Origin of the sequence: Pseudomonas sp. GD03858 (assembly GCF_029840925.1) — a bacterium.
In the GTDB taxonomy this organism is placed as follows: Bacteria; Pseudomonadota; Gammaproteobacteria; order Pseudomonadales; family Pseudomonadaceae; genus Aquipseudomonas.
The window spans coordinates 1-13237 of the sequence record NZ_JAOCDM010000138.1 but is presented as its reverse complement, the minus strand read 5'-3'; the positions used below and the strand labels follow the sequence as shown (position 1 = coordinate 13237).

The 13237-nt window shown below is 65.2% G+C and carries 10 protein-coding genes; 7 read left to right on the top strand and 3 right to left on the bottom strand.

Annotation, left to right across the window (positions count from 1 at the left end; translation table 11 throughout):
* Nucleotides 1–2: 2 nt before the first annotated feature.
* The 4 genes from N5D48_RS23815 (at nt 3) to N5D48_RS23800 (ending at nt 5140) form a co-directional block, all read left to right on the top strand.
* Complete coding sequence (locus tag N5D48_RS23815) at nt 3–1025, top strand: DUF5924 family protein (RefSeq protein ID WP_279888465.1); 1023 nt, start codon at nt 3–5, stop codon at nt 1023–1025.
* A 96-nt stretch (nt 1026–1121) separates the two neighbouring features.
* Nucleotides 1122–1655, top strand: a complete 534-nt coding sequence (locus N5D48_RS23810; protein ID WP_279888464.1) for an RNA polymerase sigma factor — start codon at nt 1122–1124, stop codon at nt 1653–1655.
* On the top strand, nt 1652–2635 hold the full coding sequence (locus N5D48_RS23805) for a FecR family protein (protein WP_279888463.1): 984 nt from the start codon (nt 1652–1654) through the stop codon (nt 2633–2635). The genes N5D48_RS23810 and N5D48_RS23805 overlap by 4 nt, the downstream gene beginning before the upstream one ends.
* Nucleotides 2636–2752: 117 nt before the next feature.
* On the top strand, nt 2753–5140 hold the full coding sequence (locus N5D48_RS23800) for a TonB-dependent siderophore receptor (RefSeq protein WP_279888462.1): 2388 nt from the start codon (nt 2753–2755) through the stop codon (nt 5138–5140).
* Nucleotides 5141–5206: 66 nt separating this feature from the next.
* Here N5D48_RS23800 and N5D48_RS23795 read toward each other — a convergent pair whose 3' ends face one another.
* A complete protein-coding gene (locus N5D48_RS23795; RefSeq protein WP_279888461.1) occupies nt 5207–6598 on the bottom strand; it encodes an L-cystine transporter in 1392 nt (463 codons plus the stop codon).
* Between the two features lie 244 nt (nt 6599–6842).
* Here N5D48_RS23795 and N5D48_RS23790 point away from each other — a divergent pair, with 244 nt between their 5' ends.
* Nucleotides 6843–7901 carry a haloacid dehalogenase-like hydrolase gene (locus N5D48_RS23790; RefSeq protein ID WP_279888460.1) on the top strand — a complete coding sequence of 353 codons (1059 nt, stop codon included), beginning with the start codon at nt 6843–6845 and terminating at the stop codon, nt 7899–7901.
* 152 nt (nt 7902–8053) lie between these two features.
* Here N5D48_RS23790 and ilvD read toward each other — a convergent pair whose 3' ends face one another.
* Nucleotides 8054–9895: a dihydroxy-acid dehydratase gene (gene ilvD, locus N5D48_RS23785; protein ID WP_279888459.1), complete on the bottom strand. Its 1842-nt coding sequence runs from the start codon at nt 9893–9895 to the stop codon at nt 8054–8056.
* Between the two features lie 298 nt (nt 9896–10193).
* Nucleotides 10194–11390, bottom strand: a complete 1197-nt coding sequence (locus N5D48_RS23780) for a class I SAM-dependent rRNA methyltransferase (protein ID WP_279888458.1) — start codon at nt 11388–11390, stop codon at nt 10194–10196.
* 216 nt (nt 11391–11606) lie between these two features.
* Here N5D48_RS23780 and N5D48_RS23775 point away from each other — a divergent pair, with 216 nt between their 5' ends.
* Together N5D48_RS23775 and mutM are read left to right on the top strand one after the other, a co-directional pair.
* Complete coding sequence (locus N5D48_RS23775; protein ID WP_279888466.1) at nt 11607–12425, top strand: HDOD domain-containing protein; 819 nt, start codon at nt 11607–11609, stop codon at nt 12423–12425.
* A gap of 3 nt (nt 12426–12428) precedes the next feature.
* A partial coding sequence (mutM, locus tag N5D48_RS23770; RefSeq protein WP_279888457.1) for a bifunctional DNA-formamidopyrimidine glycosylase/DNA-(apurinic or apyrimidinic site) lyase occupies nt 12429–13237 on the top strand: 809 nt, incomplete at its 3' end.

The window sequence follows — 13237 nt, the reverse complement described above, 5'->3', positions numbered from 1 at the left end:
CCATGCCCCCGATCCCCAGCTTCATCCTGCGCATCATCGAACTGCTCAAACGCTACCCTGGCATCATCGCGCTCGGCGGTTTCCTCTCGGGGATCGGCAGCTTCATCCTGGTCGACCGTCAGGCCGGCCTGGCCAGCTGGATCGCCATCCTGATGCTGGTCAGCTGGGTCTGGCTGATGCTGGAGAACACCCTCACCGGCCTCTTCGCCCGTACCTTCAAGCGTGAGATTCCACAGCCGCTGCTGCGTTACGCGACGCAGATGATCCACCAGGAAAGCCTGTTCTTTGTCCTGCCGTTCTTCTTCATCACCACCACCTGGAACAGCGGCCAGCTGGTGTTCACCGGCCTGCTCGGCGCCGCCGGGCTGATCTCCATCGTCGACCCGCTGTACTACAAGTGGCTGGCGCCACGGCGCTGGCTGTTCCTCGCGCTGCATACCCTGACCCTGTTCGCCGCGTTGCTCACGGCGCTGCCGATCATCCTGCACCTGACCACCGCGCAGAGCTTCAGGCTGGCGCTGATCGCCGCGATGGTGCTGTCGTTCCCGAGCCTGGCCAGCAGCTTTCCGATCAACAACTGGCGCCGTGGCGCGGCGCTGGTGCTGGTGACCCTGGCCGTGGGCGGCGGCGGCTGGCTGCTGCGTTCCTGGGTGCCACCGGCCACGTTGTGGATGACCGATGTGGCCATCAGCACCGAAGTGCTCAACCGCCAGCCGGGCGCGTCGCTGGACGAGGTGGCCGCCAGCCGCATCCGCAGCGGCGGCCTGTACGCCTACACCGCCATCAACGCGCCTCGTGGCCTGAACGAGCGGATCTATCATGTCTGGCAGCTGAACGGCAAAGAGGTGGACCGCATCGCCCTGGACATTCACGGTGGGCGCAAGGAAGGCTACCGGGCCTGGACCCACAAGCAGAATTTCCCGACGAACCCGGTGGGCAAGTGGCAGGTACGGGTGCTGACCGAGGACGGGCAGGTGATCGGCGTGCTGCGCTTCAAGGTAGTCGAGGATGCAGCGGCTGGGTGAGTGAGGGCAGCGCCGAGCGTGGCAGGTGACAATTGCGAATATGTCTCATCTTCTGCTAGCGTGCACGCCTCTTGAGACTCTGAGCCAGGATGCGTCGTGTCGTCGTGGAACAAGCAGATCGCCCGGTTGTTCAGCGAGCACAAGAAGGCCCTCGAAGCCTTCGTCGCGCGGCGCACCGGCAACACCCAGGTGGCCGCCGACCTGACCCAGGAGTCGTTCCTGCGTCTGGCGCGGTTGCCTGCGGACAAGCAGATCGACAACCTGCCGGCCTTTCTCTTCACCATCGCCAGCAACCTGGTTCGCGATCATCAGCGCCAGGCCATTCGCCGCGAGCGGCTGGAGGCTGGCGAGCCCAGCGAGGAGCTGGCCTGCGACGCGCCCGGCGCCGAGGACCAGCTGGCCGCGCAGCAGGACCAGGCCTTGATGCAGGCGGCGATCCAGGCCCTGCCCGAGGCGACCCGGCAAATCTTCCTGCTCTATCATGTCGACGGTTGCACCTACCGCGAGATCGGCGAGCGCATGAACATCACCGCGCGCAGCGTCGAATACCAGCTGCGCCGCGCGCTGCTCGAGTGTCGGGCTAGCATCCAGGCGCAACTGGCCGGTACGGTAAGGACGCCACGCCCATGAGCCGCGACCCCGAGAATGCGATTGTCCCGATGAGCGATATCCCTGACAGCGACCAGCTGTTCGCCGAGGCGACGGCCTGGTACTACCGCCTGCAAGCCGAGGACGTTACCCCGGCCGAGCGGGAGGCGTTCGCCGTGTGGCGGGCGCAGGGGATAGCGCACGCGCAGGCCTGGCAAGACGTGCTTGGCCTGCTGGGGGCTCTGCAGGCACCGGCCAGGCAGGTGCGTGAACAGCAGCAGGCTAGCTGGCGAGCGCCCCGACGCCGGGCCTGGCCGCGGCTGGCGAGTGCGGCCGCAGCCGTCGTGATGCTGGGGCTGCTGGTCAGCCAGACGCCCTGGCTGGACCGTTGGCGCGCCGACTATGCCACCACCACGGGCGAATCACGCAGCGTGCAGCTCGAAGACGGCTCGCGCATCCAGCTCAATACCGACAGCGCGCTGCAGGTCGAGCTGACGGCGGGCGAGCGGCGCGTGCGCCTGCTGCGCGGCGAGGCGTGGTTCGAGGTGACGCGTGATAGCGCGCGACCTTTCGTGGTGCGCTCAGGAGAGGGTCAGGTGCGTGTGCTGGGCACTCGCTTCAGCGTCGCTCAGGGCGACGGGCAGACCCGCGTGCAGCTCGCCCAGGGCAAGGTCGAGGTGCGGGTCGGCGGCGGCCCCGAGGTGCAGCTCCAGCCGGGGCAGGCTGTGGAATACATGGCCAAAGGGCCTGGTGCCGTGCATGGCTTCGAGCCCAGCCGCGCTTTTGCCTGGCGCGAGCGACAGCTGGTATTCAGCCAGCAGCCGCTGGCGGAGGTGGTCGCCGAGCTGAACCGCTATTGGCCTGGCCAGACGCTGGTGCTGGGCGATGCCCTGCGTCAGCGCAAGGTGTCCGGGGTATTCGACATCGACAAGCCGCAGGCCGTGCTCAAGGCCCTGAGCCACACCCTGGGCGTGCAGGCACAGCAGTTCACCCCCTATTTGCGCGTTCTGCGCGAAGGTTGAAAAAGTTTCGGGGATTTTCCCGGGACCGTCGTCCTTGAATTCGTAGGCGCAAATAATAAGCACTCTCAGACGGTGCGCGCCCATCGACGACTTGGACGATTTCGGGGAGCTCCATTGATGAAAACCACCGCCACTCGGGCCGCGCTCGGCCTGGCCATCGCACTGGGCAGCGCCAGTCTGGCCGGACCTGGGCAGGCCATCGCGGCCGCGCAGGCGCAGGTCTACCGTTTCGACATTCCGGCGCAGTCGCTGGACTCGGCCTTGGCGGCGTTCAGCGCGGTCACCCGCTTGCAGGTACTGGTGCCGGGCGAGTTCACCCAAGGCCTGCGCTCGTCGGGCCTGCACGGCAGTTATCCACAGGAGCAGGCACTGGCCCGGCTGCTCCAGGGCACCGGCCTGAGCGCGGCCTACATCGATGGCGACAGCGTCACCCTGGAGCGCCAGCGCGCGGCGGACGATACCTCCATGCAGCTGGGCGCGGTGAAGATCGACAGCACGCAGCTGGGTGCCACTACCGAGGGGACGGGCTCCTACACCACCAGCGCGCTGACCATCGGCAAGGGCGAGCAGAAGCTCAAGGACATTCCGCAGTCGGTCTCGGTAATGACCCGCCAGCGCCTGGACGACCAGAACATGAACAGCCTGCAGGACGCCATGCGGCAGGTGACCGGCACCACGATCAAGAGCTACAACACCGGCTCCAACCTCAATGACGTGTACATGCGTGGCTTCCCGGTCGACATGGTGCAGGTCGATGGCGTCACCCAGCCCACCGGCCAGGGCGACATGGCCACGGCGTTCGACCTGGCCATGTACGACCGTGTCGAAGTGCTGCGCGGGCCGTCCGGCCTGTACCAGGGCGCGGGCGAGCCGGGCGGCACCATCAACCTGGTGCGCAAGCGGGCGCTGGGGCAGTTCGCCTTGTCCGGCGAGCTGTCGGCGGGCACCTATGACCGCTACCACTCCACGGTGGATGTCACCGGGCCGCTGAACAGCGACGGCAGCCTGCGCGGGCGCTTCGTCACCGCCTACGAGAACAACCAGGCATTCGTCGATTACGCCCAGAACGAGCGCCCGATGATGTACGGGCGTCTGGAATACGACCTGTCGCCGGCCACCACGCTGACCCTGGGCGGCGCCTACCAGCGCAACAAGTCGGTGCCTGCGTTCGGCCTGCCGGCCTACGACAGCGGCAAGTTGCTCGACGTCAAGCGCTCGACCTTTGTCGACGCCAAGTGGAACGAGCTGGACGAGCGGGTCTGGGAAAGCTTCTTCGAGGTCGACCATGCGCTGGACGACGGCGGCCAGTTCAAGACCTCGCTGACCTATCGCGACGCCGAGACGCCGACGCGCGACTTCACCTGGACCGACGGTTCGGTGAATCCCGAGACCGGCGCCAGTTCGGCGGTGGCCTACAACTACTACACCCATATCAAGACCCTGGGCCTGGACAGCTTCGTGACGCGGCCGTTCGAGGCGTTCGGGCGTACCCACGAGCTCACCGTGGGCGCCGACTACCAGCATGTGGACAAGGATTTTCGCTACGGCGGCCAGGAGTACTTCGACATCAATGTGTTCGATCCGGGCAGCATCGACATTCCCAGGGTCGACTACGACATGGTCAACGGCAACTCGTCCAAGTCGAACCAGTACGGGCTGTATGGGCGCACCAAGATCAGCGCCAATGACTGGCTGGACGTGATCCTCGGCAGCCGGGTGATCTGGTTCGACAGCGACGGCCAGAATGCCAACCCGTTCTTCAACGAGTTCTCCAATCCTCATACCAGCGTGCGGCGCAAGGTGATCCCGTACGGAGCGCTGGTCGCCAAGCTGACCCCTGAGCTGTCGGCCTATGCCAGCTACACCACCGTCTACAAGCCGCAAACCCAGCTCGCCGCCGGCAGCAGCACGGTCGCGCCACGCGAAGGCAAGCAGTACGAGCTGGGGCTCAAGCGCGAATTCTTCGATGGCCGCCTGAACGGCAGCGTGTCGGTGTTCCGCATCTACGACGAGAACCGCGCCCAGCAGATCGGCCAGACGCCGTTCTACGAAGCCCAGGCCAAGGTGCGCAGCCAGGGTTGGGAAACCGAGCTGTCCGGCAACCTGACCGACAACTGGAGCGTCAGCACCGGCTACGCCTTCACCCGCCTGGAGTCGGGGCGCCAGGCCGACTATCAGGGCATCAGCATCACGCCCAAGCACAACTTCAATGTGTGGACGCGCTATGCGTTCGCCGATGGGCCGCTGGAAGGGTTCAGTGTCGGTGGTGGTGTGCGGGTGGTCAGCTCCACCTACTACACGCGCAATGGCGTGGACTTCGTCCAGGGCGGCTACAGCGTGGCCACGGCGCAGGTGGGTTATCGCTTCAACAAGCACCTGTCGGCGACGCTGACCGCCAACAACCTGTTCGACCGGGTCTATTACGAGCGCGTGGACAGTGCCTGGGGCTCGAACTTCTATGGCGAGCCGCGCAACCTGACGTTGAAGCTGCGGGCGACGTATTGAGTTCCGCCTCATCGCGGGGCAAGCCCGCTCCCACGGCGTGGGAGCGGGCTTGCCCCGCGATGAGTGTCAGGAGTGGCTCAGTTCGGCATGCTCATCACTGGTTAGCACGCGCTTGTCGGTCTCTTTCAGCAACTGGCTGGTAACCACCCCCGCCGTCATCGACCCATTCACGTTCAGCGCCGTGCGGCCCATGTCGATCAGCGGCTCCACCGAGATCAGCAAGGCCACCAGTTCCACCGGCAGGCCCATGGCCGGCAGCACGATCAGCGCGGCGAAGGTCGCGCCACCGCCCACGCCGGCCACGCCGGCCGAGCTGAGGGTGACGATGGCCACCAGGGTGGCGATCCACAGCGGGTCGAAGGTGTCGATGCCCACCGCCGGAGCGACCATCACCGCGAGCATGGCCGGGTACAGGCCGGCGCAGCCGTTCTGGCCGATGGTCGCGCCGAACGAGGCGCTGAAGCTGGCGATCGACTGCGGCACGCCCAGGCGCTGGGTCTGCGCCTCGATGTTCAGCGGAATGCTGGCGGCGCTGGAGCGGCTGGTGAAGGCGAAGGTCAGCACCGGCCACACCTTGCGGAAGAAGCGCAGCGGGCTGACGCCGGTCAGTGCCAGGATCACCCCGTGGACCACGAACATCAGGCCCAGGCCGATGTACGACACCACCACGAAGCTGCCCAGCTTGAGGATGTCCTCCAGGTTGGAGCTGGCCACCACCTTGGTCATCAGTGCCAGCACGCCATAGGGGGTGAGTTTCATCACCAGGCGCACCAGGCGCATCACCCAGGCTTGCAGCACGTCGATGGCCGACAGCGCGCGCTCGCCCTTGTCCTTGTCGTCCTTGATCAGTTGCAGCGCGGCCAGGCCCAGGAACACGGCGAAGATCACCACGCTGATGATCGAGGTCGGCTTGGCCCGGGCCAGGTCGCCCACCGGGTTGCTGGGGATGAACGACAGCAGCAGCTGCGGGATGTTGAGGTCGGCGACCTTGCCCGCGTAGTCGCTGTGGATGGACTGCAGGCGGGCGCTTTCCTGGGCGCCCGCGACCAATCCCTCGGCGCTCAGGCCGAACAGGTTGGTCAGGGCGATGCCGATCAGCGCGGCGATGGCGGTGGTCAGCAGCAGGGTGCCGATGCTCAGCACGCTGATCCGGCCCAGGGCCGAGGCGTTGTGCAGGCGGGCCACGGCGCTGAGGATCGAGGCGAAGATCAGCGGCATGACGATCATCTGCAGCAGGCCGACGTAGCCATTGCCGACCAGGTCGAGCCAGGCGATGGTCGCCTTGAGCACCGGATGGCCGGCGCCGTAGAGCGTGTGCAGGACCAGGCCGAACAGCACGCCCAGCACCAGGCCCAGCAGGACCTTCTTGGCCAGGCTCCAGTCGGTGCGGCGGGTTTGCGCCAGGCCCAGCAGCAAGGCCAGGAACGCCAGCAGGTTGAGAGACAGCGGCAGGTTCATTGAAGCTCCAGGAAAAGGCAGAAGAGGCATCGCCTCTGTGAGCGATTGCGAACGGAAATGCTAACAGCCTGAAAACAAACGAATTTATATCTAAAAGGAATTTGCATAGTCGCTTATGGAATAACGCCATGTCGTGGCTGGCAATGAACATGGCGTTTACAGGTGCCTCGGCGTCGGTCGTGAATGCCTGTTCGTCATCGATCGGGTCTAGGGTTGAGCGGCCACGTCCATAGGAGAACTGCACATGATGTCTGCTCCGAGAATGCTCGCCGGCGGCCTGGCCCTGTTGCTCAGTGCCAGCAGCTGGGCGGCCACCGAACTCAAGCACTGGCCGAGCGAAGCGGCCCAGAAGCTCGACGCGATGATTGCCGCCAACGCCAACAAGGGTAACTACGCGGTGTTCGACATGGACAACACCAGCTATCGCTTCGACCTCGAGGAAGCCTTGCTGCCGTTCATGGAAAACAAGGGCCTGCTGACCCGCGACAAGCTCGACCCGTCGCTCAGGCTGATGCCGTTCAAGGACACCGCCGAACACAAGGAGAGCCTGTTCAGCTACTACTACCGCCTGTGCGAGCTCGACGACATGGTCTGCTACCCGTGGGTGGCCCAGGTATTCTCGGGCTTCACCCTCAAGGAGCTGAAGCAGCAGGTCGACGAGTTGATGGCCTCGGGCAAGCCGATTCCCAGCACCTACTTCGAGGGAGATCAGGTCAAGACCATCGAGGTACAGCCGCCCAAGGTCTTCACCGGCCAGGCCGAGCTGTACAACAAGCTGATGGAGAACGGTATCGAGGTCTACGTGATCTCGGCGGCCTCGGAAGAGCTGGTGCGCATGGTCGCCGCCGATCCCAAGTACGGCTACAACGTCAAACCCGAGAACGTGATTGGCGTCAGCCTGCTGCTCAAGGACCGCGCCACGGGCCAGTTGACCACCGCGCGCAAGCAGATCAGCGCCGGGCACTATGACCCCAAGGCCAACGAAGGCCTGGAACTGACCCCGTACCTGTGGACCCCGGCGACCTGGATGGCCGGCAAGCAGGCGGCGATCCTGACCTATATCGACGAGTGGAAGAAGCCGGTGTTGGTGGGGGGCGATACGCCAACCAGCGATGGTTACATGCAGTTCCATGGCGTCGATGTGAGCAAGGGCGGCATCCACCTGTGGATAAACCGCAAGGCCAAGTACATGGATCAGCTCAACGGCATGATTGCGAAGAACGCGGCGGCCCAGGCCAAGGAAGGGTTGCCGGTGACGGCGGACAAGAACTGGGTGATCGTTACGCCGGAGCAGATCCAGTAGGTCTTGTGCTGATTGTGCTGGCATCTTCGCGGGTAAACCCGCTCCCACAGGATGTTCACTGCCCTGTGGGAGCGGGTTTACCCGCGAAAGGGCCCGCACAGGCAATAAAAAACCGGCGCACCAGGCGCCGGTTTTTTATTGCCTTCGGCGCCTCACAGCCCGTCGAGCATCGCCTTGTTACGCACCGCACCCTTGTCGGCACTGGTGGCCAGCAGGGCGTAGGCCTTCAGCGCGGTGGTCACCTTGCGTGGGCGTACTTCGACCGGCTTCCAGCCTTTCTTGTCCTGCTCGACGCGACGCGCGGCCAGCTCTTCGTCGCTGACCAGCAGGTTGATCGAACGGTTGGGGATGTCGATCAGCACCTTGTCGCCGTCGCGCACCAGGCCGATGGCACCGCCTGCGGCGGCTTCCGGCGAGGCGTGGCCGATCGACAGGCCCGAGGTACCGCCGGAGAAGCGGCCGTCGGTGAGCAGGGCGCAGGCTTTGCCCAGGCCCTTGGATTTCAGGTACGAGGTCGGGTAGAGCATCTCCTGCATGCCCGGGCCGCCTTTCGGGCCTTCGTAGCGGATGATGACGATGTCGCCGGCCTTCACTTCGTCGGCGAGGATGCCGCGCACCGCGCTGTCCTGGCTCTCGAAGATCTTCGCGGTGCCTTCGAACACATGGATCGACTCATCCACACCGGCGGTCTTCACCACGCAGCCGTCCAGGGCGATGTTGCCGTACAGCACGGCCAGGCCGCCTTCTTGCGAGTAGGCGTGCTCGAAGCTGCGGATGCAGCCGTTCTCGCGGTCGTCGTCGAGGGTTTCCCAGCGGGTCGACTGGCTGAACGCGGTCTGCGTCGGGATGCCGGCCGGGCCTGCCTTGAAGAAGGTATGCACGGCTTCATCGTCGGTCTGGGTGATGTCCCACTTGGCGATGGCTTCCTCCATGCTTGGGCTGTGCACGGTCGGCAGGTCGGTGTGCAGCAGGCCGCCACGGGCCAGCGAGCCGAGGATGCTGAAGATGCCGCCGGCGCGGTGCACGTCCTCCATGTGGTACTTCTGGATGTTCGGCGCCACCTTGCACAGCTGCGGCACCTTGCGCGACAGGCGATCGATGTCGCGCAGGTCGAAGTCCACCTCGGCCTCCTGGGCCGCGGCCAGCAGGTGCAGGATGGTGTTGGTCGAGCCGCCCATGGCGATGTCGAGCATCATGGCGTTCTCGAACGCCTTGAAGTTGGCGATGCTGCGCGGCAGCACGGATTCGTCGTTCTCGCCGTAGTAGCGCTTGCACAGCTCGACGATGGTACGGCCGGCGGTGAGGAACAGCTGCTCGCGGTCGGCGTGGGTGGCCAGGGTCGAGCCGTTGCCCGGCAGGGCCAGGCCCAGGGCTTCGGTCAGGCAGTTCATCGAGTTGGCGGTGAACATGCCGGAGCACGAACCGCAGGTCGGGCAGGCGCTGCGCTCGTACTCGGCGACTTTCTCGTCGCTGGCGCTGGAGTCGGCGGCGATCACCATGGCGTCGACCAGGTCCAGGCCGTGGCTGGCCAGCTTGGTCTTGCCGGCTTCCATCGGGCCGCCGGAGACGAAGATCACCGGGATGTTCAGGCGCAGGGCGGCCATCAGCATGCCGGGGGTGATCTTGTCGCAGTTGGAGATGCAGACGATGGCGTCGGCGCAGTGGGCGTTGACCATGTACTCGACGGCGTCGGCGATGATCTCGCGGCTGGGCAGCGAGTACAGCATGCCGTCATGGCCCATGGCGATGCCGTCGTCCACGGCGATGGTGTTGAATTCCTTGGCCACGCCCCCGGCGCGCTCGATCTCGCGGGCGACCAGCTGGCCCAGGTCCTTCAGGTGCACGTGGCCCGGGACGAACTGGGTGAACGAGTTGGCGATGGCGATGATCGGTTTCTTGAAGTCTTCGTCCTTCATCCCGGTGGCGCGCCACAGGGCGCGGGCGCCGGCCATGTTGCGGCCTTGGGTGGAGGTCTTGGAACGATAATCAGGCATGGAGCGCTCCTGGCGGCTAAATCACGTCACAAAAAGGGAGTGAGCTTCTCTTGTCCTAAATACGCCGAAGGCCGGTTGCCACAGGCACGGATGGGGATCGAAGGACCGCGCGGGATCGCCGCAGGCTCGACCAGAGCTCATAAACCCGCCGGGGATGTCTGGCGATGAATAGGCCGATTCTACACCGCTGGCGTGGTGAGGGAATGCTTCAGCTACAAGTGGCAAGCCACAAGCTGCAAGACAGAGGATCTTGCAGCTTGCAGCTTGCAGCTTGCAGCTTGCAGCTTGCAGCTTGCTGTCAGCTGTTTGGCAGCAACCGGCAGGTGATGCTCTTGATGTAGCGGGTCTCGGCGATGGCCGGGTGTACCGGGTGGTCCGGGCCCTGGCCGCCGCGTTCGAGCAGTTGCAGGTTGCGGTCCAGGTGGCGGGCGCTGGTCAGCAGGATGTTGTGCAGGTCGTCCTCGGGCAGGTGCATCGAGCACGAGGCGCTGACCAGGATGCCGTCCTTGCTCAGCATGCGCATGGCCTGTTCGTTGAGCCGGCGGTAGGCGGCCTCGCCGTTCTTCAGGTCCTTCTTGCGCTTGATGAAGGCGGGCGGGTCGGCAATGATCACGTCGAAGCGCTCTTCGGCGGCTTTCAGCTCGCGCAGGGCCTCGAACACGTCACCTTCGATGCAGGTCAGCTTGTCGCTGATGCCGTTCAGCGCGGCGTTGCGCTCGACACCGTCCAGGGCGAAGCCCGAGGCGTCCACGCAGAACACTTCGCTGGCGCCGAACGCGCCGGCCTGCACGCCCCAGCCACCGATGTAGCTGAACAGGTCGAGCACACGCTTGCCCTTGACGTACGGCGCCAGGCGCGCGCGATTCATGCGGTGGTCGTAGAACCAGCCGGTCTTCTGGCCTTCGCGGACAGGGGCTTCGAACTTCACGCCGTTCTCTTCCAGCGCGACCCAGTCCGGGACTTCGCCGTAGACGGTCTCGACATAGCGGCCGAGGCCTTCGGCGTCACGGGCGGCGGAGTCGTTCTTGAACAGGATGCCGCTTGGCTTCAGGACCTGGACCAGGGCGGCGATGACGTCGTCCTTGTGCGCTTCCATGGTGGCCGAGGCCAGCTGCACCACGAGGATGTCGAAGAAGCGGTCGACCACCAGGCCCGGCAGCAGGTCGGAGTCGCCGTAGACCAGGCGGTAGCACGGCTGGTCGAACAGGCGCTCGCGCAGCGACAGGGCGACGTTCAGGCGGTGCACCAGCAGCGACTTGTCCAGCGGCAGCTTGGCATCGCGCGACAGCAGGCGGGCGCAGATCAGGTTGTTCGGGCTCATGGCCACAACGCCCAGGGGCTTGCCGTTGGCGGCTTCGAGAATGGCCTGCTGGCCGGCCTTCAGGCCCTGCAGCGGGGTCGCGGCGACGTCGACTTCATTGCTGTAGACCCACAGGTGGCCGGCGCGCAGGCGGCGGTCGGCGTTGGCTTTGAGACGAAGGCTGGGCAGGGACATGACGTCGCTCCGGGAAAAAGAGCGGGAGTATACCGCGTTGGCCCCCGATGCGCTGTGGAGCCCGCTCCCACGTTAAAGAAAAGCTTGGATCCAACGATCCACTGATAGTTGCCCTGCCGGCGTACAGGGTTAGAATCCTCCGTCCTTACCGAGTGCGTACCCATGTCCCAGGAACTTACCGCCGAACAGATCCAGCAAGCCTTGCAAGGCATCACCATTCCGCCGCAGCCGCAGATCATGGTCGACCTGCAGTTCGAGCAGTACATGCCCGACCCGGACCTGGAGACCATCGCCAAGCTGATCAGCCAGGACCCGGGCCTGTCCGGCGCCCTGCTCAAACTGGTCAATTCGGCGCAGTTCGGCCTGTCGAACAAGATCGGTTCGATCCAGCGCGCGGTGAACCTGCTGGGTAGCCGCTCGATCATCAACCTGATCAACGCCCAGTCGATCAAGGGCGAGATGAGCGACGAGACCATCGTCACCCTCAATCCTTTCTGGGACACCGCCCAGGACGTGGCCATGACCTGCCTGACCCTGGCCAAGCGCACTGGCATCCAGGCGGTGGACGAGGCCTATACCCTGGGCCTGTTCCACGACTGCGGCGTGCCGCTGATGCACAAGCGCTTCCCCAATTACATGGACGTGCTGGAAGAGTCCTACGCCAAGGCCAATGACGAAGTCCGCGTGGTGGACACCGAGAACCGCGTGTTCAACACCAACCACTCGGTGGTCGGCTACTTCACCGCCAAGTCCTGGCGCCTGCCCGAGCACATCAGCGCTGCCATCGCCAACCACCACAACGCCCTGGCGGTGTTTCGCGACGAGTCCTCGCGCAACACCCAGACCCAGCTGAAGAACCTGCTGGCGGTGCTGAAGATGGCCGAGCACATCTGCGCGTCCTACCGCGTGCTCGGCAACCAGAGCGAGGACCACGAGTGGAACGTGGTCGGGTCGCTGGTGCTGGACTACATCGGCCTGACCGAATACGACTTCGAGCAGCTCAAGCACAACATTCGCGAAATGGGTGGGCACTGAGCCATGCCGGAGTTGCCAGAGGTCGAGACCACACGGCGGGGTATCGCGCCGCACCTTGAAGGTCAGCGCGTCAGCCGCGTGGTGGTACGCGACCGGCGCCTGCGCTGGCCGATCCCGGAGGATCTCGACGTGCGCCTGTCGGGTCAGCGCATCGTCAGCGTCGAGCGTCGCGCCAAGTACCTGTTGATCAATGCCGAGGTCGGCACCTTGATCAGCCACCTGGGCATGTCGGGCAACCTGCGCCTGGTCGAGCTGGGGCTGCCTGCGGCCAAGCACGAACATGTGGATATCGAGCTCGAATCGGGGCTGATGCTGCGCTACACCGACCCGCGTCGCTTCGGCGCCATGCTCTGGAGCCTCGATCCACTCAACCACGAGCTGCTGATCCGCCTGGGGCCGGAGCCGTTGACCGATCTGTTCGACGGCGAGCGGCTGTTCCAGCTGTCCCGCGGGCGGTCGATGGCGGTCAAGCCGTTCATCATGGACAACGCGGTGGTGGTGGGCGTGGGCAACATCTACGCCACCGAGGCGCTGTTCGCCGCCGGGATCGACCCACGCCGCGAGGCGGGCGGGATCTCCCGGGCGCGTTACCTGAAGCTGGCGATCGAGATCAAGCGAGTGCTGGCGGCGGCCATCGAGCAGGGTGGGACCACCTTGCGCGACTTCATCGGTGGCGACGGCCAGCCGGGGTACTTCCAGCAGGAATTGTTCGTTTATGGACGCAGTGGCCAGCCGTGCAAGCTGTGTGGCACCGAGCTGCGTGAAGTGAAGCTGGGGCAGCGGGCTAGCGTGTTTTGCCCGAAATGCCAGCG